Raw genomic sequence first — 20,383 nt, forward strand, 5'->3', positions numbered from 1 at the left:
ATTTTTCTTTCGGTGACGTGTATCAAATTCAGTCGTATTTTTTACTATCTCAATAAATTCTTTGTAGTCACCATTCGTCGAACATCGGATCGAACCTTTAAAAAAATTCCCCTGACTGGTTGGCACTTCACAAAATATGCTTTCATAATGGAGACGGTCCGACGTCGCCCAACGCAGACACGACGTCGATACCATTCTGGATCGCAGTATCCATTCAGCTTTTCTGTTCGCCAGCTCGACGCAACCCGAATAACAAGCAGTCCATCAGAACATTATTAATCGCGAATCTATACGCGACATAATAAAAGACGAGTACGTCGAAAGGCTTAGCCATTCAGCCGATTACTTCAAACGTACCAGTTTTAGAGGGTAATCGACGTCTTTAACTCGTCTTAATCTGCTTGATCAAAAATGCCCGCGAACAAATCCATGAACGTCAGTAATCATGGAACCACAAGCAAAAGCTCCCTCACTGGTTGATGTAAATCGCAGTTTCATATCCTCATTGCTTGGTTCAAATATCATTTCTAAAGGCCTCCAGTTCGGCGTCAAATAATGAGAGGAATTTTTGTTGGCGCTACCAATATTAAATGCTTTACTGGCGATGATCGTACCTGCACGGTCAAACGCTTCCAACATAAAAGTCTGATCTCCGCCTAGAGCAAGACCCTTCCCACATTTTGGCATTACATTGTTTCCCGCGTAGAAAGAAATCTTCAGATTTCCCCTACGGGACTCATCCAAAGCTTTTACGCTACCTTCAATCACACCTGCTTCGCCACCATTTGCTCGAGTACTGTTCAACATAACCGCTCTGGTATTTCCAGGAAGACTTTTGCCAATGATCTTATCGGTATACAACGTCACTGCCTTCAATGCTTCCCAACTGCCAAAATTGCCAACCACGACCACACCGGGATCTTCTTTATTTATTGGATGCTCCAGGAATTTTCCATCATCAACAAGATGGCGCTCCACCTCAACACAGGCTGCCTCTCCTGTTGCGGCCTCTTGAGAATTATCGACAGCCGTGACGACTATATTGCCATCGACTTGCATTGATGCTGGGAGATTCAAACAGTGTCCGTAATTATTTAAATTCACATGTGCATTCGTACCATTGACCATCCACGACACGTTACGAAATTTGCCATGAGAATCCAGAGCAGATATCGTCACCGTGTCTGTACCCGCAATACGATAGATTGGATAGCCATCTGATCGGGTTGCGGGTCTATTGACCTGCAAAGTGAGTTCATGCCCGAAAGGGCCTTCTGCAGTAGTAGCGACATCTACTTTCCCCAAAGGGGTTGGATCAAATTTTGCATAATAAGGATTTGCTTGATATTTTGTGAAATTATTACTGTGCTTACTTCCGTTAGATACTCTTTCTGGAACCGAAAAAACCCCGCGAATGAACTGACGTTTAAAGCCGCCAGGAAAAGCAATTTCATTCGTAAAGTGATCTCCGGAATATTTAGGAAGGGTGTTATTTACGTTGATCCCGCCAGGAGCATCAATCATGTACAACATATCACCGTAAAAAGAAGTAACGGAAGAGCTATATGTTGTGCTTTTTAAGGCCGACTCCTTGCCGGAAATACCATGATAGAACGGTTCCAGAGTAAGATTTCCGTCCACTGTTTTACCAGGAATATCTCCTTTTTGAAAAATATCATCAGGGTTGACGTGACTTTTTATGGCACGAAGCTGCCAACGCTTATCGTTACGCCACACCATGGGTAAATCTTCGCCGCTGGGATTATTCACCGCGTTGTGGCCCGGTGCTGCCGTTAGATCAACACAAATCGTAGTGGTCGCTTTTAGCCAGTCCTGATAATAACGCTGCTCTTTTATTGCATCAGTTGCCCAAATCGGCTCTTTTCCCTTAACCGGCAAACACTCCTCCGGTACAACATATGGCACATCGATATCGCCAAGTGTCTGCGCAGACAAAGGAGGACTAAAAGAACAAAGAACGGCAACGCTACTCAAACAAAATAGAGATATTTTTTTCATGATATTTAACATATAAAACGCCACAAATTCTATGGCATAGATTGAATCGAACAGGGAAAACTTATTTGGAAGAAAGAGACGACTGCATCGCCTTGCAACAAAGCGAAAACGACACAGATCATGCGCGGCCGACCCCATGCTAATATCACCGTCGCCCCTTTTGAGGGTCCAGGTGCCAGCAGCAGTGACTTGTGAAAACAGCTCGCCTTAGGCGGATGCGCTCAAGGGTCTTATCATCACCCCAATAAGAAACTCAATGGCCATTGCAACGCGTGCTAAATCCCCGCAATGCAAGCAATGTCGATGCAGCGAAACTATTTGAGGTCACAGATTCAACTCACCGACAATTCGGGTGTTTGTCTGACTCCTAGCCACGTGAAGATAATATCAGTACGACATAATTTTTAAATCCAGACGAATCTGAAAGTTGAGTAAGGCTTTTCTTTTTTTTAAAAGAAAAAATCTTAGGCATTAGAAATCTACGCAGCATTAATAAATGGCAGCACTAAATCATGGGATTTTCGCCAGGCGCTTAAAGATTTTTAATCATCCCGGAAAACTTCGTCGTCTGGAATGATCATCCGGCAGGCGCTTCACCGCGCGACTGTATAGATGCAAGGATTGTATTTACTTTTACATCATTGGTTTCCACGTAAAAAAGGCCACGAAAATTTCTTCGTAGCCTTTTTTAATACAAATTACTGTCAACGTTTTACAAAACGATCGTCTGTGCTTCGCCTTCAGCACGTGTGCGGATTGTACCGATTTTGAAAACCGTCTCACCGGCAGCTTGCAATTGCGCAAACGCAGCGTCAGCGTTTTCCTTAGCCACAATTACCGCCATCCCGATACCGCAGTTGAAGACCCGATGCATCTCGTCATCAGCCACGCGGCCGTGCTGTTGCAGCCATGTAAAGAGTGGTGGCATCGTCCAGCCATCGCGATGCAGTTCAGCGGTTAGATTGTCTTGCAATACACGCGGAATGTTTTCTACCAGGCCGCCACCAGTAATGTGGACCATGCCTTTGACTTCCATCGCATCCATCAAGGCCAGCAATGGCTTGACGTAAATCCGGGTCGGCGCCATCAAAACATCCGCTAGTGGACGACCGTGGAAGTCCGCGTCCAGATCAGGCTGTGCAACCGAAATAATTTTGCGTACCAATGAATAACCGTTGGAGTGCGCGCCAGACGATGCCAGACCAAGAATGACATCGCCCGGCGTGATTTTGGTACCGTCGATCAATTTCGACTTCTCTACCGCGCCCACCGCGAAACCGGCAAGATCGTATTCGCCTTCCGGGTACATACTTGGCATTTCGGCGGTTTCGCCACCGATCAGCGCGCAACCAGCTTGCTCGCAACCTTGAGCGATACCCTTGATGACGTCGGTGGCGATGGCAACATCAAGTTTTCCGCAAGCGAAATAATCCAGGAAAAACAACGGTTCGGCACCTTGCACCAAAATATCGTTGACGCTCATGGCGACCAGGTCGATACCAACGGTGTCGTGGCGGTTCAGCATAAATGCTAATTTCAGCTTGGTGCCGACGCCATCGGTTCCAGAGACCAGCACTGGCTCCTTAAATTTCTTGCTGATTTCAAAGAGAGCACCAAAACCGCCGATGCCACCCATGACGCCTTCACGCATTGTGCGCTTGGCAAAGGGCTTGATAGCCTCGACTAAAGCGTCGCCGGCGTCCATGTCAACGCCGGCGTCGCGATAAGAAAGAGAAACATTGGTTGTTGAAGTCATGATGTGATTGGCAGCAGAGGCGGTAAAATAGAGGAATACGTCCGCGCGTAGCAAAACAACAATAAGTAAACACTCTATTAGTGAGTTTACTTTGTTCCGTTACCGCGATAAAAGCGCTATTTTATCAAACCGATTCAACTATCCCCCAATTACATGCCATTTTCTTTTACTGACGAACAAAAACAAACAATGTTATGGCTAGTTGTGGCGATATTGCTTATTGCGCTTTTTGTTGCTTTGGGGCCGATCATGACGCCATTTGTGGCTTCTGCCATCCTCGCATACGCGCTGAACCCGGGTGTTGACTGGCTAGCTAGGCGGCGGATTGGAAAATACCCTTTTCCACGGGCGTTGGCGGTATTGCTTGTCATGCTGATACTATCGCTTGCGATTCTGGCAGTTATCCTCATTGTGATACCGGTGTTGCGGACTGAATTTCCGTTGTTACAAAACCAAATTCCAAACTTTTTGACCAAATTAGATGGTTTTATTGGCCCGCACCTGGAAGACTTTGGTATTCATTTTCGACTAAATAGTAGTGGTATCAAAGAGATGCTGACCAAACAAATGGCAACCAGCGGTGACGAAATCTGGGCTGCGGTTCTGGCTTCGGTCAAAGTCGGTGGAACCGCGGTATTAGGTTGGATCGCAACGATACTGTTAGTCCCAATCGTGTTATTTTATCTATTGCAAGACTGGCATCGATTTATTGCCACATTAGGTCACATGGTCCCGCGTCGCTGGCAAGCCAAGACCAATAGCATGGCCCTTGAAGTAGATGGATTGCTGGCGCAATATTTCCGCGGTCAATTGTTGGTGATGTTGGTTCTGGCGATTTATTACTCAACCGGCCTGGCAATTGCAGGTTTTGACGTAGCGCTGCCGGTCGGCATCATCACCGGTTTGCTGGTGTTTATTCCATACGTGGGCTTTGGTCTCGGTTTAGCGCTGGCGCTGATCGCAGCGATGTTACAGTTCAGCGGTTTTCACGGTTTAGCGGCAGTGGCAATTGTTTATGGATTAGGTCAAATGCTTGAAAGTTTCTTCCTGACGCCGCGTTTGGTCGGTGAGCGGATTGGCTTGCACCCGCTGGTGGTAATTTTTGCTTTAATGGCATTCGGACAACTATTTGGATTCGTCGGCATCTTGCTGGCGCTACCAACTTCGGCGATTATGTCGGTCATTGTGAAACATATTCGCATGCATTATCTGAATAGTAGTTTTTATACTCAGTAAAATGCATTTATATCAACAACGTACGGAATTTAATAGCGCATTCAATGCGCAACTCAATACGCAACTCAATACGCAATTAAGTCTGTAAAAAGTATGAAAAATCAAGCATGAGGCAATTACTACTCGATATTACTGCCGACGACGCGCAAACGCTCGATACTTTCGTGATTGGAAACAATCAGGAAGTGTTGCAGTTTTTGCGCCAATTGACAGCGCCATCGACTACCTCAGCAACCGCACCGGGAGATCGATTCGTCTATTTATGGGGTCAATCCGGTGCCGGAAAAAGCCATCTGTTGCAAGCCTTTGCACGCATTACTAACGCCCATCTGATCAGCGCTGCTGATTTAAACGCGCATCATGCAATTGAATACAACGAGTCCTATAGCGCTGGTCTGTTTCATTTTTCTGCCGAAGATACCGGCTATCTGATTGATGATTGCGACAAGCTATGCGCAGAAGATCAGATTTTGGCGTTTGCTTTATTCAATCAAATTCGTGAGCATGGCGGTTGGTTTATTACCAGCGGCGCACAACCGCCGGCAGAATTAACCCATACCATACGTGAAGATTTGCGAACGCGACTTGGATGGGGCCTGATTTATCAACTAAATGGCCTCAGCGATGAAGAAAAAATCTCAACATTGTCACAAGCAGCGCAAGCACGTGGACTCACCTTGTCGAGTGGCGTGCTACCCTATCTCATTACGCATTTTCGACGCGATATGCGCTCATTAATGGAAAAACTGGACGAACTTGATCGTTACTCGCTAGAAACTAAGCGTCCTATAACCCTGCCGTTGTTACGCAGCCTGTTACAACTCGAATCTGAAGAAAAATCACTATGAATCTGGCCCTATTCGACCTTGACCACACTCTGCTGCCGATCGACTCGGATTATGAGTGGGGCCAATTTTTAATCCGCATCGGTGCGGTGGATGCTGATCTATTTAGTAAAAGTAATGCCGAATGGTTTGCCCAGTATCAAGCGGGCACACTCGATCCGGTAAAGTATTTGGAATTCACTTTCGGCACGCTGTCTACATTTCCGCGTAAGCAGCTTGACGCCTGGCACCAACAATTCATGAAAGAAGTGATCGTGCCGCGGATTACTCCGCAGGCGTTAGACCTTCTGCAACAGCATCACGATGCGGGCGATCTGGTCGCCATCGTGACAGCCACCAATAGTTTTGTCACCGAACCGATTGCGAAGGCACTTGGCGTAGACTTTTTGATTGCCTCCGATCCAGAAACTACGGATGACGGAGAAATCACCGGAAAACTGTTAGACACGCCGACATACGGCCCTGGTAAGGTTATTCATACCCACGCATGGCTGGCAACGATGGATATGACGCTCTCCAGCTTTCCACGGTCTTTTTTCTATAGCGATTCGCATAACGATCTACCGCTGATGATGCTGGTGACCGATCCGATCGCTACCAACCCAAATGCCCAGCTAAAAGCACATGCTGACGCACACGGTTGGTCAATACTGCAGTTGTTCGACGAATAGACACATCTCTAAAAAAACCGTAACAAACGCCCCAATTTGGATTGGCGATGCTGCCAACTATGCAATCTCATGCAAATGCAAGTTTAAGTGTTAATACAATCACACCATTTGCAATAACGAGAGCATGCATCGCACAGACAAGCTTGGTAGATGCAGGTGGTTTTTTGAGTTCGTCTGTAGTCGAGGCGACATATAGCCAACATATAATCAAGACACAATGATCAAAAAGCTGATTCGCTCCATTCTCGGACCCAAAAAAAAGGTGGAAGACCACACCAAGCCGGTGGTGCTAAGCCCCAAGCAACATGGCATTGACCTTCAACTCGTTTCGCCCAATGCGATCCGTGTCACCAGCACCTTGCAAGAAGCCGGTTTCAAGGCCTTCATCGTCGGTGGTGCGGTCCGCGATCTTCTATTGGGCGTTAAACCAAAAGATTTCGACGTCGCCACTAACGCTACGCCGGAGCAGGTCAAACGGTTATTTCGACGCGCCTTTTTGATCGGCAAGCGCTTTCAAATAGTCCACGTCATGTTTGGCCAAGAGTTGATCGAAGTCACCACCTTCCGTGGCGCCTCATCGACAGGCGCGCCAAAGGATGAGCATGGCCGGGTGTTACGCGACAACACGTTCGGCGAGCAACATGAAGACGCAATCCGACGCGACTTCACGATTAACGCCATGTATTACGATCCAAGTAGCCAGAGTGTCCTCGATTATCACGGAGGAATTGCGGATATTCGCTCCAAGACCTTGCGCATCATCGGCGTTCCCGAGGCCCGCTATCGCGAAGATCCGGTGCGCATGTTGCGGATTGTTCGCTTCGCCGCCAAGTTAAACTTTACGATTGAACCGGACACCCGCGCCCCGATTCCTATTATGGCAACCCTCATCAATAACGTGCCGACTGCACGCGTATTTGATGAAATGCTGAAATTGCTCATGAGCGGGCATGCGCTGGCTTGTCTGCAACAACTGCGCAAAGAAGGCTTACATCACGGCCTTCTGCCGCTGCTGGACGTGGTTCTTGAGCAACCGATGGGCGAAAAATTCGTCACGCTGGCATTAGCAAATACCGATCAGCGCGTATTGCAAGGCAAACCCGTTTCGCCCGGCTTTCTCTTTGCATCGTTGCTGTGGCATCAAGTACTCGAAAAATGGACGGCCTACAAAGCTGCTGGCGAATTTCCTATTCCGGCGCTGCATCTTGCCGCGGATGATGTGCTGGATGCCCAAACCGACAAGTTGGCGTTGCAACGGAAAATCGCTTCAGACATGCGCGATATCTGGGCTATGCAACCGCGTTTTGAACGTCGCGTAGGTAAAGCGCCATACAAATTGTTGGAACATATACGCTTGCGTGCGGGCTACGACTTTCTGCTATTGCGCTGCGCTTCCGGTGAACTGGATAGCGAACTGGGCGAATGGTGGACCGCTTTTATGGAAGCCGACGGTACCGGCCGTGAAATTTTGCTGGCACAGAAACCAAAGTTGACCAACGAAGGCCCGCCGCCAAAAAAACGTGCGCGACGCCGGAGTCCGCGCAGTCCTGGCAGCAGCAACAGCGGTAACAGTAGCGGCACGCAGGACGGTGCTTAAGCGTGGCTGATCTGCATCCTGTCAAAAGTTACATTGGTATCGGTGCGAATTTGGGCGACGCCAAGGCACACGTGCTTAACGCTATTATGCAACTGGGCAGATTGCCCAAGACATCAATCATTGCGCAATCCAGCCTGTTCCGCACGGCTCCGATTGATTCCAGCGGCGATGACTACGTCAACGCTGTGGTCAGCCTCGATACCGTATTAACGCCGCATGCGTTGCTGCAAGCGCTTCAGGACATTGAGCAACGTTTCGGCCGCGAACGTCCCTATCCGAATGCACCACGTACTCTGGATCTGGATCTATTGTTATATGGCGCGATGACGATCGCCGATGCGATCTTGACCGTGCCACATCCCCGCATGATACAACGCGCTTTTGTCTTGATCCCGCTGTTGCAAATTGACCCTTTTATCACCATACCCGGACACGGGCCAGCGCATCAGTTCATGCCGCAAGTGGCAGATCAGTCGATTGCCAAAATTTAACTGAATCAATATTGATAACACCAGCGGAACGTGTGATCTTCGGTGATATTGGGCCAACGCCCAAAAGCGTTTACGCTAAACTTGTTACACCATGCTCGCTAAGTACAGACCAACGCAACATGACCACAATCTTTTTTGCGACTGTTCTCATGACAATATTGCCACTTATTCATTCACATCGTATGTGAGTTAAGCGATCCCTTTTATCTTTCGAATATGAATCTACATAATTACAGGTACGTCGTGGTTGAAGGCCCTATCGGAGTCGGTAAAACCACCTTAACGCAAAAAATCGCGGCACACATTGGCGCACAAGTTCTGCTCGAGCAACCGGAAAGTAACCCATTTCTGGAAAAGTTTTATGCCGATCAATCGCGTTATGCGCTATCGACACAAATGTTTTTCTTGTTCCAACGCGTCAATCAGTTGCGCAGCCTTTCACAGACCGATCTTTTCGATGGCTCGAGCGCGATAGTTACAGATTTTTTGCTCGATAAAGACCCTATCTTCGCTAATCTGACCTTAGCTGACGAAGAGCTGAAACTGTATCAACAACTTTACGATCACTTACGTCCACAAACACCAACACCCGATTTGGTCATCTATCTGCAAGCTGAACCTGACACGCTGATTGAACGCATTAAAAAACGTGGCATTCCAATGGAATCGGGGATTACCCTCGACTATCTCAAGCGATTATGTGAGAGTTACAGCCGCTTTTTCTACGATTACGAAGCCGCCCCTTTACTGATCGTGAATAATCAACATATGGATCTATCAGGCAATGATGGTGATTTCGCATTGCTGCTGGATCGCATCGAAAGCATGCGTGGCAAGCGTGAATTTTTTAATCGCGGAGAATAATATGGCAGGCTATTTGCAAGGCGAAGCGGCGACATCAGCGCAGGCACGGACGAAACCGGTAACGATACCAGTGCTGCAAAACATGCGTGATAAGGGCGAAAAAATTACCATGCTGACTTGTTACGACGCTAGCTTTACCGCGCTGCTGGATCGCTGCGGAATTGACACTATATTAATTGGTGATTCGCTCGGCATGGTGTGTCAGGGACATTCGTCAACATTGCCGGTAACCGTGCAAGATATTGCTTATCACACAGCCAGTGTCAGTCGCGCCAAGCCCACCGCACTCGTGCTTTCCGATTTACCGTTCGGCAGTTACGGCACGCCGGAGACCGCCTTTATCAACGCCGTACAGCTGATTCAGGCTGGCGCACAAATGGTCAAATTGGAAGGCGGCGCGTGGCTCGCGCCAACCGTGCGCTTTCTCACTGAACGCGCGATTCCGGTCTGTGCACATCTCGGCCTTACGCCGCAGTCTGTGCATCAGATGGGCGGCTACAAAGTACAGGGTAAAACCAGCGCTGCGGTGGAACAACTGAAATCTGATGCATTGGCATTGCAGGCTGCCGGTGCCAGCATGGTGGTTCTCGAAGCGATCCCGGCGGTGCTGGGCAAGGAAATCACTGAATTGCTTACTATACCAACGATAGGCATTGGGGCTGGTCCGGATTGCTCCGGGCAAGTGTTAGTGTTGCACGATTTACTGGGCGTGTTTCCGGGTCACAAAGCACGCTTTGTTAAAGATTTTATGCAAGGCCAACCGAATATTGATTCAGCCATCAAAGCGTATATCGCGGCGGTGAAGGACAAGTCATTTCCTGCGCCGGAGCATTGCTTTTAGGAATATTCTTTAATCCGCTCTTAAACGCTTTAGCGGCAAAATAAATCGAGCAAGATAAATCGATCACGATAATCGATCAAAATACAAAAATCCCCAATCGGACATTCCTGATTGGGGATTTTTTGTGAGCGATTTACTTTCTTATAAACGGCTCTTCAAAGATCAATTTATTTTGAAATCGTTTTCGCGCTAGCGTGCCCAAATCCGATTTTTCTTACTTTATCTCAATCTTCATACCGCTTCAGGCTGCAGATCATCGCTTTCGCCAAGTCGTCCGGACCACTGGCAGTGACGCCCAAATCTCTCAGCAAGCCGTCTTGCAAGCCATACACCCAACTATGAATCGTCAGTTCCTGCCCTCGCTCCCAAGCATCTTGAACGATCGTGGTTTGACAGATGTTACCGACTTGCTCCATCGAATTGAGCTCGCACAGGCGATCATGACGCAATTGTTCCGGTAAAGCCTCACCCAAATAGCGCTCATGCTTTTGATGCACGTCCTGGACGTGACGCAACCAGTTGTCAGCAAGCCCGACCCGGCGCTTGGTCAACGCCGCATGAACGCCGGAACAGCCGTAATGACCGACCACGAATACATGTTTGACCTTCAGCACATCAACTGCAAATTGAAGCACCGATAAACAGTTCAGATCGCTATGCGCAACAACGTTTGCAATATTCCGATGTACGAATAATTCACCCGGACGAAGGCCCAATAATTCGTTTGCCGGAACCCGGCTATCAGAGCACCCAATCCAGAAATACTCTGGTGACTGTTGTGCTGCCAATGTTTTGAAAAATCCAGGTTCACGTGCCGTCATCCCGGCAGCCCATTGACGGTTGCTTTCGAAAAGTTGTTCCGTGGTTAGGACATTTTTATGTTCTATCATCATTTTCCAATCAAATTAACGGATTATCAACATGATGTTTATGCAACTCATGTAAGCCCGCGTGCACGACATTTTATCGAAAATGGCGCGTAAGAACTTTTTTTTTGAAAGCCCTGCTAAAAGTGACGATAATTTGCACCTAAATATTGGTAATCGACACATGCATTTCAGAGCTAACATTTGTTAAAAACAACACATAAGCGCGATGGGAGTGTAGCGAGAAAATGCTAACTACGATTGTATTCGATTCCGAATTACCAATTTATTGGATATGGCTAGCTATCAGTCCAGTCGCGGACCACAGCTTGAAATAAGACAGCGAAAGTAAAATAGACAATAGCCGCTAACCATTACGGATCAGCGGCTATTGAAGGCGCAAGCTAAAAGTTATAGACAGATTTAGGACATCGAACCCGCCTAGGTTAAGCGCCATTACACCCTATTCAAAAAACTCTTTAACCTTATCTTTCCACGATTTACTCTGAGGATTGTGCTTAGCACCGCCTTCAGTAGTCAGTTCGTCGAATTCACGCAGAAGGTCTTTCTGACGATCGCTAAGCTTGACTGGTGTTTCAACCACAACATGGCAAAACAGATCACCCGCATAACCTGAACGCACGCCTTTGATACCCTTGCTGCGTAGACGGAAGGTTTTGCTAGATTGCGTTCCCTCAGGAATGGTAAAGGAGACTTTGCCATTTAACGTCGGCACTTCAATTTCACCACCCAAAGCTGCTTTGGCAAATGAGATCGGCATTTCGCAATGCAAATCATCACCATCACGCTGAAATACGCCATGTTGCTTGATATGAATTTCGACATATAAATCGCCAGGAGGACCGCCGTTTGTGCCCGGCTCTCCGTTGCCGGATGACCGAATGCGCATTCCGTCGTCGATACCTTCCGGGATTTTCACCTCGAGCGTCTTGTTACGCTTGATACGTCCAGCGCCTGCACATGACGCGCACGGCTCAGCAATCACTTTTCCGCTGCCATGACACTTAGGGCAGGTTTGCTGGATGCTGAAAAATCCTTGCTGCATCCGCACTTGACCATGACCGCCGCAAGTTGGGCAGGTTACCGGCTGCGTTCCAGGCTTGGCACCACTGCCGTGACAAGGTTCGCACGCATCCCACGAAGGAACCCGAATCGTGGTATCAAAACCATGCGCAGCTTGCTCCAGCGTGATTTCCAGGTTGTAGCGCAAATCTGCGCCGCGATATACCTGAGGACCGGCGCCACGACCACCTCGCGCGCCACCGCCACCGCCGCCACCAAAGATGTCCCCGAAGATATCACCGAAAGCGTCGGCAAAACCACCGCCACCGCCACCGCCGCCTCCACCCATATTAGGATCGACACCCGCGTGACCATAGCGATCATAGGCCTCGCGCTTTTGCGGGTCCGATAGCATCTCGTAGGCTTCTTTGCCTTCTTTGAATTTATCTTCGGCGCCTTTACTATCCGGATTACGGTCCGGATGATGTTTCATCGCGAGTTTGCGGTACGACTTCTTGATCTCTTCATCAGAAGCGTTTTTCGCTACACCCAGAATTTCGTAAAAATCACGTTTCGCCATGTTTTGGCACCTTACTTATTATTTAAGAACACAGTTGCTATTTTTAGCGTATCTGCGACAGCTCACCATTCGGTCAGAACTTCCCTACCGAATTTAACGATGTCCGACAATTAAACCCAGCGAAGGCGTTTAAACATCGCACTCTGATCATTAACTTCGCCTAAAGCTGAAGCATTTGCAAAAACCTCAAGCAATTTCAAGGCCAGAATCAATCCCGCAGTTGCAGCAACATAGCAATTTGTTCAAAGCGAAAACGCCGAACAGAGCTTTAAGCTATGTCCGGCGCGTCAATGCAGTACCTTGGAGAACCCTCCAAACCACTGCCCGGACGGGTTTTACTTATCTTTTACTTCTTTAAAGTCGGCGTCAACGACGTCGTCTTCTTTTGGCTTGCCTTCTGATGCGCCACCACCTGCGGCAGCACCTTCAGCACCGCCAGCCGCAGCTTGCTGCGCTTGCATATCGGCGTACATCTTCTCGCCAAGTTTTTGCGCCGCAGTGCTCAAGGCTGCTGATTTGTTGTCGATGGCGGCTTTGTCGCTACCCTTCAACACTTCTTCCAGTTCCTTGATCGCTGCTTCGATGCTTTCTTTCTCTGCCGCTTCCAACTTATCGCCGTATTCAGCCAGCGATTTGCGGGTTGAGTGCACCAGAGCATCGCCTTGGTTATGCGTTTCAGCTAGCTCTTTCAAGCGCTTGTCGTCTTCAGCATTCAATTCAGCATCACGCACCATCTTTTGAATTTCATCTTCAGTCAAACCAGAGTTTGCCTTGATGGTGATTTTGTTTTCCTTGCCGGTTGCTTTGTCTTTCGCGCCGACGTGCAAAATACCGTTCGCGTCGATATCGAAAGTCACTTCAATCTGTGGCGTACCGCGTGATGCTGGCGGGATACCTTCCAGATTAAATTCGCCCAGGCCTTTATTACCGGCAGCCATTTCGCGCTCACCCTGAAACACTTTAATTGTTACGGCTGGCTGATTGTCGTCTGCTGTCGAGAAAACCTGGCTAAACTTGGTCGGAATAGTCGTATTTTTCTTGATCATCTTGGTCATCACGCCACCCATTGTCTCGATACCGAGCGACAGAGGCGTTACGTCCAACAACAACAAGTCTTTACGATCACCAGACAATACCGAACCTTGAATCGCGGCACCAACGGCAACCGCTTCGTCTGGATTGACGTCTTTACGTGCATCTTTACCGAAGAATTCTTTTACTTTCTCTTGCACTTTAGGCATACGCGTCATACCACCGACCAGGATGATATCGTCGATGTCAGATACTTTGACGCCCGCGTCCTGAATCGCAATACGACAAGGTGCAATGGTCTTTTCGATCAACTCTTCGACCAAAGACTCCAGCTTGGCACGTGTCATCTTCATGGTCAGATGGACTGGTGCGCCGTTAGCCATGGCAATGTACGGCTCGTTGATTTCGGTCTGTTGTGACGATGACAACTCAATCTTAGCGCGCTCAGCGGACGCTTTAATACGTTGCAGTGCAATCGCGTCTTTACCCAGATCGATACCGTTAACTTTCTTGAACTCGTCGAGGATGTAATCAATCATGCGTTGATCGAAATCTTCACCACCGAGGAAAGTATCGCCATTAGTCGACAGCACTTCAAACTGCATTTCGCCATCAACGTCGGCGATTTCAATGATCGAGATGTCGAAAGTACCGCCACCCAAGTCATACACAGCAATCTTGCGATCACCTTTTTCGGTCTTGTCCAGTCCAAAAGCCAATGCGGCTGCGGTTGGCTCATTGATGATACGTTTCACATCAAGACCAGCAATACGGCCAGCGTCTTTGGTTGCCTGACGTTGTGCATCATTGAAGTATGCAGGAACGGTGATAACCGCTTCTGTGACTTCTTCGCCGAGGTAATCTTCAGCGGTTTTCTTCATCTTGCGCAGCACTTCTGCAGCGATTTGCTGCGGTGCCAGTTTTTTGTCGCGCACAGCAATCCATGCATCGCCGTTGTCGGCTTTAGTGATCTCGTAAGGCATTAACGAGATATCTTTTTGCACTTCTTTTTCGTCGAACTTGCGACCAATCAGACGCTTGGTTGCGTACAGCGTATTTTTTGGATTTGTGACAGCCTGACGTTTAGCAGGTGCACCGACCAAAATTTCGCCGTCTTCCTGATAAGCGATCACGGATGGCGTAGTACGCACGCCTTCGGAGTTTTCAATAACCTTAGGCTTGCCGCCTTCCATGATGGAAACACAAGAATTTGTCGTACCCAGATCAATACCGATAATTTTACCCATGATGCTGTCCTTTACTAAATTTGTTGAATTTTGATATGCTAAATATTGGGAGAAAAATCAAGCTTTCAAGCCTTTTCAGCGGAAATAAGCGATTATTTTTGATTTTCTCGCTTATTTACACGCTTATTTTCACTTAATGCCGACTTATTTACTTTGAGCAACAGTGACCAGCGCCGGACGTAACAGGCGGTCTGAAATCATGTAGCCCTTTTGCAACACGCTCACGACGGTATTTGCCTCTTGCTCGGCTGGTACCATTGAAATCGCCTGATGCTTCATCGGATCAAGACGCTCGCCCGGTTCTGGCGAAATTTCGAGAAGGCGATTTTTATCGAACGCTGCAACCAACTGCTTCAACGTCATTTCCACACCTTCCTTTAACGACTCGACAGAAGGTGTTTCCAGTTTCAATGCGATTTCCAGACTGTCCTTCACTGGAACCATTGCCTCGGCAAAATTTTCGATAGCGAACTTGCTGGCGCGCGCGATATCTTCCTGGGCACGACGACGAACGTTCTCGGTATCTGCCTTGGCACGCAAAAATGCATCTTGCAAATCAGCAATTTTGGCTAGCGCTTCTGCTAATTCGACTTCTAATGCTGATTCAGGCGTGACCGCCGCTTGTTCTTGAGCGATGGTATTTTCGGTTTCAACTTGCGCGGTCTGCTTTTCCATGTCTTCCATTCAAAAATCTCCTGCAATCAATGACTTAATGATGTGTTAAATCCGTTTAATGCGGTGTATTGCGATGTTTTAAGGTTTTGCGTTATCACGTGTGCAAAAAAAAGTTTTCCGGCGGCTTTTCGGCGCCCTTAAAACCACTTTAAAGCGGGACAAACTGATCTATGACTTGCCAAATGGGGCTATCCCCTACTTTTTCAAGGGGATTATGGCGTGTCAAATGTGTGGCGTTGCAACAATTTGTTTCACATTTTACCCCTTTGAATTTGCTGCGACGCATCAAGCGCACTATCATTTGGCTTTTACTCTTATTTATTCAAATTTCAAGGCATTCAAATTGAAAATTAAAAGTTATTAAAAGTTGACTCGTCAATAGGTGAATACCATGAAACTATCTCTCATTTCGGCCTTCATGCTGCTGTATATTTCACTAGCGGCCGGTTGGATAAGCTATTCACATTTAGTCGCGATTTATTAATAGAAAATCTATTAATTGCATTAAGGAGTAGAATCTGCCGACCACGACAGCACAGCATTCGTACCCATGATTCGTGGCATTAATTACTTCATCTCTCAGCACCGACGCGCAACGCCTCATCTTTTTGCACTTTCTCTTGCAGCTTTTGCTCAGCAACGTCATTGGGGGACAAATGGGTTGGCCAACCGATTAATTGCTCCTCTACCAACGTCGCCAAGCCTTGAATCCATGTTGATGATTCGTTCAGGCATGGGATCAGATAAAACTCCTTACCGCCTGCTTTTAAGAAATCGGCCTTTGCTTCGATACCAATCTCTTCTAATGTTTCCAGGCAATCACTGGTGAATCCTGGACATATGACATCAACGCGCTCGACGCCTTGTTTGGCTAATTTTTCTAATGTTGGTGCAGTATATGGTTGCAGCCACTCCGCCTTCCCGAAACGCGATTGAAATGTCACCATATATTGCTCTTGTGACAAATCTAGCGCCTGTGCCAGCAATCTCGCCGTTTTATAACATTCACAGTGATACGGATCACCCAGCAGCAATGTCCGCTTGGGGACACCGTGGAAGCTCAACACCAACTTATCCGGCATCCCATTCATCGCCCAATGCGTCAGCACCGACTCTTTTAGCGCATGAATATAGGCTTCGTGATCATGATAATGCTTGATAAGACGCAACTCGGGCACATTGCGTACCTTGGCGTAATGACTAAATACGGCGTCAAAAATGGACGCCGTGGTGGTCGCCGAATACTGCGGATAGGCTGGAACAATGAGTACCCGATCACAGCCGTCCAACTTTAATTTGTCCAGCACCGATGACACGGACGGATTGCCATACCGCATGGCATAGGCAACCTGCACTTTGTGCCCACGTTGCCCCAGATAACCACGTAACAAGGTTGACTGCTTTTCGGTGTGCACTTTGAGTGGTGAGCCCTCATTGGTCCAGATCGACGCATATTTCAGGGCTGATTTTCCTGAACGAAACGGCAAAATAATGCCATGCAAAATCAACCACCAGATTGCCCGTGGGATTTCAACCACTCGCGTGTCGGAAAGAAACTCTTTCAAATACCGCCGCACCGCGCTAGATGTTGGCGCGTCAGGTGTTCCCAGGTTTACCAGTACGACTGCTGTTTTTGATGTCGTGCCGTGAGTGAAAGGTGGCTCTTTACGAAAGCGCATGCGAAATTCCTAAAAAATTATCTGCGGCACAATATAGTGAGCGCACTTGAAAGCTTGAATAAAACCAGTTCCTTGAAACTTCTTACTTAGCGCGCGTCATTGACCGCGCCGCCGCATTATCTGGATAATGCGCAACACCGCCTTCGACGTTCCACTATGAAGCCAGTAACTCGCGTGCGTGCTTACGCGTTGTTGCGGTAATTTCAAGACCGCCCAACATCCGCGCGATTTCTTCCACTCTGCCCTTGGTATCAAGGCCATCAATTGCCGATACGGTTTTGTTGGCAGCACTTTGTTTACTTACCTGAAAATGCTGATTGGCTTGACTCGCGACCTGCGGCAAGTGGGTGACGCATAACACCTGACGCGCCTGACCAAGGCGTTTTAGCAAGCGGCCGACTACCTCGGCGACGCCGCCACCGATTCCACTATCGACCTCATCAAATATCAACGTTGGGGTAGCCGTGGCGCTTGACGTAATGACCGAAATTGCCAAGGCAATCCGCGCCAGTTCGCCTCCGGAAGCAACTTTTGCCAAGGGTCGAGGCGCAACTCCGGCATGGCCAGCGACCAAAAACTCAATTTGTTCAATGCCATACGCAGCAGGTTCACAAGGGTTTAAAGCGACTACAAAACGTCCACCATTCATACTCAACTCTTGCATCGCTATCGTCACGGTATTCGTCAAATTTCTGGCCGCTTTGGCGCGGGCCTTTGATAACTTTTGCGCCAATCCAAGATAGATCGTCTTAAGCTTTTCTTCCTGCGCGCGCAAAGCATCAAGATCGCTGGCATCGGCTAATTGCTGCAATTGGACGGAGAGCGTGACGAGCTCCTGCGGTATAGCATCAGGTTCGAGCCTGAACTTACGTGAAGCGGAGTGAATTGCCTCTAACCTGCGATCCACTTCGTTCAGGCGTGCAGGATCCAGCTCAACCCGGCTCAGATAATCATTGAGGGCGTACACCGCCTCTTGCAACTGAATCCGCGCTGGTTCCAGGGCTTCCAATACCGGCTTCATATCCGCATCCAGATCGACTAATTTTCCAATCTTGATGTTGAGTCCTGATAACTGCGACAGCATGGGAATATCAGACTCTGAAATTATATTCAGCGCCTCTTGCGCGCCTTCGATCAAGCTGGCGGCATGCGACAAGCGACTATGCTCGTTGGTGATGTCATCCCACTCGCCCGGCTTGACCGCTAGTTTTTCCAACTCACTCACTTGCCATTCGAGGCGCTCGCGCTCCAGCAAAACGTTCTTGGCGTTTGTCTCAAATTCCTGACGTTGACGCGCCAATCCACGCCATTTTTTATACGCAGCCGCAACGATTTGCAAATCGTCCTGCAATCCTGCTTGTCCATCTAACAGTAGACGTTGTGAATCCGCTTTCAAGAGCGACTGATGCGCGTGTTGCCCATGAATATCGACCAGCATTTCGCCGAGTTCGCGCAATTGCCCTGCGGTCGCGGCAATGCCGTTAATGTAGGCCTTGGAACGTCCTGCGTTATCTATCACCCTGCGCAGCAGTACACCACCTTCTTCGCTCTCAAATTCGTTCGTGGTCAACCATGCTCTGACTGCTTCACTGGTGTCAATCGGGCTGCCTTCGCTGCGGTTTGATACCGAAAATTCGGCGCTGATGTCTGCTTTGGCCGCACCCTCGCGTACGACGCTGGCGTCACCCCGCCCACCTAACGCCAAAGCAAGCGCGTCGATCAGGATGGATTTCCCCGCACCGGTTTCACCGGTGAAGACAGTAAAGCCAGAGGCCAGGTCAAGCTCAATGGCATCAACGATAACAAAATCGCGAATGGAAAGGGTGCGCAGCATGGAATCGAATCAGGTTGTAGAACAAAATCGGTTTCAGGAAAGCGGACTAAGGTATCGGCGGTCAGCGCTGGTGACAATACCGTCGAAGCAGCAGTGTACTGCAATTGATCGCGCAGGACACCGCACCCATTCCGCAATTAACGCAAATGACCGTCTGCCGAAGGATACTCATTCCAGTGTAACTTCTGGCGCAGGGTTTCATAGTAACTCCAGCCAGCAGGATGTAAAAAAGTGATCGCGTGCTCAGAACGCTGGATGACGATGCGGTCCCCAAGTTGCAGACTGGTCAGCGACTGCATATCAAAATTAACATTGATCTCCCGACCATTGACAATTTCAATGACGATTTCGCTACTGTCCGGCACGACAATCGGACGATTGGACAACGCATGCGGTGCAATCGGCACCAACACAATGCCATTCAACGATGGATGCAGCAAAGGCCCGCCAGCAGAAAGCGCATATGCCGTAGAACCGGTGGGAGTCGAAACGATCAGGCCATCGGAACGTTGGTTATACATAAAACGACCATCCACATCGACCCGCAACTCTGCCATGCCGGAAGTACCGCCGCGCGAGACAACAATGTCATTAAACGCTAGCGCACTAAAAATAACGACATCGTCACGCTTGACCACGCCTTGTAATAAGGTCCGCCGTTCCGACTCGACATTTCCATCCAGCATTTCCCCCAATACCGGAAGCATGCGTTCAAGAGAAATATCGGTCATAAAACCAAGTCGCCCTTGATTAATACCGATGAGCGGAACATTGTAAGGTGCCAGTTGACGCGCAATACCCAACATCGTGCCATCGCCGCCGACAATGATCGCGGCATCGGCTTGCTGGCCGATTTGCTCGGGCGTCATCGCCTCGAATCCGGTTAAGGCAATATTTTGCGCGGTCTCGGCCTCAAACACGACTTTATGTCCGCGCACCTGAAGAAAGTCGGCCACCTCGGTCAATGAGTCGTCAATACCGGCGGCAAAATACTTGCCAACGATCGCAATAGTTTTAGGCAAACTAGGTAAATTCTGTTGATGAGATAATTTTATAGGCCACATGCCGCCGATTAGACCATAATTTGGGTCTGCATTAAAGCTTCTCTAGAGGATACTCCACGATTC

General features: G+C 48.5%; 16 protein-coding genes. 7 read left to right on the plus strand and 9 right to left on the minus strand.

The window, feature by feature from the left end; all coding sequences use genetic code 11:
* Positions 1-405: 405 nt before the first annotated feature.
* Positions 406-2,031, minus strand: coding sequence for a scabin-related ADP-ribosyltransferase (locus tag ACXX82_RS08260; RefSeq protein ID WP_458562744.1), 1,626 nt, complete (start codon positions 2,029-2,031; stop codon positions 406-408).
* Positions 2,032-2,731: 700 nt separating this feature from the next.
* Complete coding sequence (gene purM / locus ACXX82_RS08265; RefSeq protein ID WP_458562745.1) at positions 2,732-3,775, minus strand: phosphoribosylformylglycinamidine cyclo-ligase; 1,044 nt, start codon at positions 3,773-3,775, stop codon at positions 2,732-2,734.
* Between the two features lie 153 nt (positions 3,776-3,928).
* Here purM and ACXX82_RS08270 point away from each other — a divergent pair, with 153 nt between their 5' ends.
* From ACXX82_RS08270 to panB, 7 genes are all read left to right on the plus strand, one after another.
* Positions 3,929-5,011: an AI-2E family transporter gene (locus ACXX82_RS08270; protein ID WP_323506529.1), complete on the plus strand. Its 1,083-nt coding sequence runs from the start codon at positions 3,929-3,931 to the stop codon at positions 5,009-5,011.
* Between the two features lie 107 nt (positions 5,012-5,118).
* Positions 5,119-5,859, plus strand: a complete 741-nt coding sequence (gene hda / locus ACXX82_RS08275) for a DnaA regulatory inactivator Hda (RefSeq protein WP_322233551.1) — start codon at positions 5,119-5,121, stop codon at positions 5,857-5,859.
* Positions 5,856-6,527, plus strand: coding sequence for a histidinol-phosphatase (locus ACXX82_RS08280; RefSeq protein ID WP_322233553.1), 672 nt, complete (start codon positions 5,856-5,858; stop codon positions 6,525-6,527). The genes hda and ACXX82_RS08280 overlap by 4 nt, the downstream gene beginning before the upstream one ends.
* Before the next feature lie 217 nt (positions 6,528-6,744).
* Positions 6,745-8,124 carry a polynucleotide adenylyltransferase PcnB gene (pcnB, locus tag ACXX82_RS08285; protein WP_322233556.1) on the plus strand — a complete coding sequence of 460 codons (1,380 nt, stop codon included), beginning with the start codon at positions 6,745-6,747 and terminating at the stop codon, positions 8,122-8,124.
* A gap of 11 nt (positions 8,125-8,135) precedes the next feature.
* Positions 8,136-8,615 carry a 2-amino-4-hydroxy-6-hydroxymethyldihydropteridine diphosphokinase gene (gene folK / locus ACXX82_RS08290; protein ID WP_458563973.1) on the plus strand — a complete coding sequence of 160 codons (480 nt, stop codon included), beginning with the start codon at positions 8,136-8,138 and terminating at the stop codon, positions 8,613-8,615.
* Between the two features lie 216 nt (positions 8,616-8,831).
* Positions 8,832-9,479 carry a deoxynucleoside kinase gene (locus ACXX82_RS08295; RefSeq protein WP_323506528.1) on the plus strand — a complete coding sequence of 216 codons (648 nt, stop codon included), beginning with the start codon at positions 8,832-8,834 and terminating at the stop codon, positions 9,477-9,479.
* A gap of 1 nt (position 9,480) precedes the next feature.
* Positions 9,481-10,320 (plus strand): 3-methyl-2-oxobutanoate hydroxymethyltransferase, encoded by an 840-nt coding sequence (panB, locus tag ACXX82_RS08300; protein WP_322233559.1) that lies wholly within the window; start codon positions 9,481-9,483, stop codon positions 10,318-10,320.
* A gap of 224 nt (positions 10,321-10,544) precedes the next feature.
* On the opposite strand, the gene can is transcribed toward panB, so the two are convergent.
* The 7 genes from can to ACXX82_RS08335 form a co-directional block, all read right to left on the minus strand.
* A complete protein-coding gene (can, locus tag ACXX82_RS08305; protein WP_322233561.1) occupies positions 10,545-11,213 on the minus strand; it encodes a carbonate dehydratase in 669 nt (222 codons plus the stop codon).
* A 436-nt stretch (positions 11,214-11,649) separates the two neighbouring features.
* Positions 11,650-12,789: a molecular chaperone DnaJ gene (gene dnaJ, locus ACXX82_RS08310; protein ID WP_322233563.1), complete on the minus strand. Its 1,140-nt coding sequence runs from the start codon at positions 12,787-12,789 to the stop codon at positions 11,650-11,652.
* Between the two features lie 335 nt (positions 12,790-13,124).
* Positions 13,125-15,068 carry a molecular chaperone DnaK gene (dnaK, locus tag ACXX82_RS08315; RefSeq protein WP_322233565.1) on the minus strand — a complete coding sequence of 648 codons (1,944 nt, stop codon included), beginning with the start codon at positions 15,066-15,068 and terminating at the stop codon, positions 13,125-13,127.
* Between the two features lie 144 nt (positions 15,069-15,212).
* Complete coding sequence (grpE, locus tag ACXX82_RS08320) at positions 15,213-15,752, minus strand: nucleotide exchange factor GrpE (protein ID WP_322233567.1); 540 nt, start codon at positions 15,750-15,752, stop codon at positions 15,213-15,215.
* A 563-nt stretch (positions 15,753-16,315) separates the two neighbouring features.
* The gene (gene hemH, locus ACXX82_RS08325; protein WP_322233569.1) at positions 16,316-17,422 is read right to left on the minus strand and encodes a ferrochelatase; all 1,107 of its coding nucleotides are present in this window, start codon (positions 17,420-17,422) and stop codon (positions 16,316-16,318) included.
* 154 nt (positions 17,423-17,576) lie between these two features.
* A complete protein-coding gene (recN, locus tag ACXX82_RS08330; RefSeq protein WP_323506527.1) occupies positions 17,577-19,256 on the minus strand; it encodes a DNA repair protein RecN in 1,680 nt (559 codons plus the stop codon).
* Between the two features lie 137 nt (positions 19,257-19,393).
* Positions 19,394-20,320 (minus strand): NAD kinase, encoded by a 927-nt coding sequence (locus ACXX82_RS08335; protein ID WP_322233573.1) that lies wholly within the window; start codon positions 20,318-20,320, stop codon positions 19,394-19,396.
* Positions 20,321-20,383 lie beyond the last annotated feature (63 nt).

Source organism: Glaciimonas sp. GNP009 (assembly GCF_054343755.1).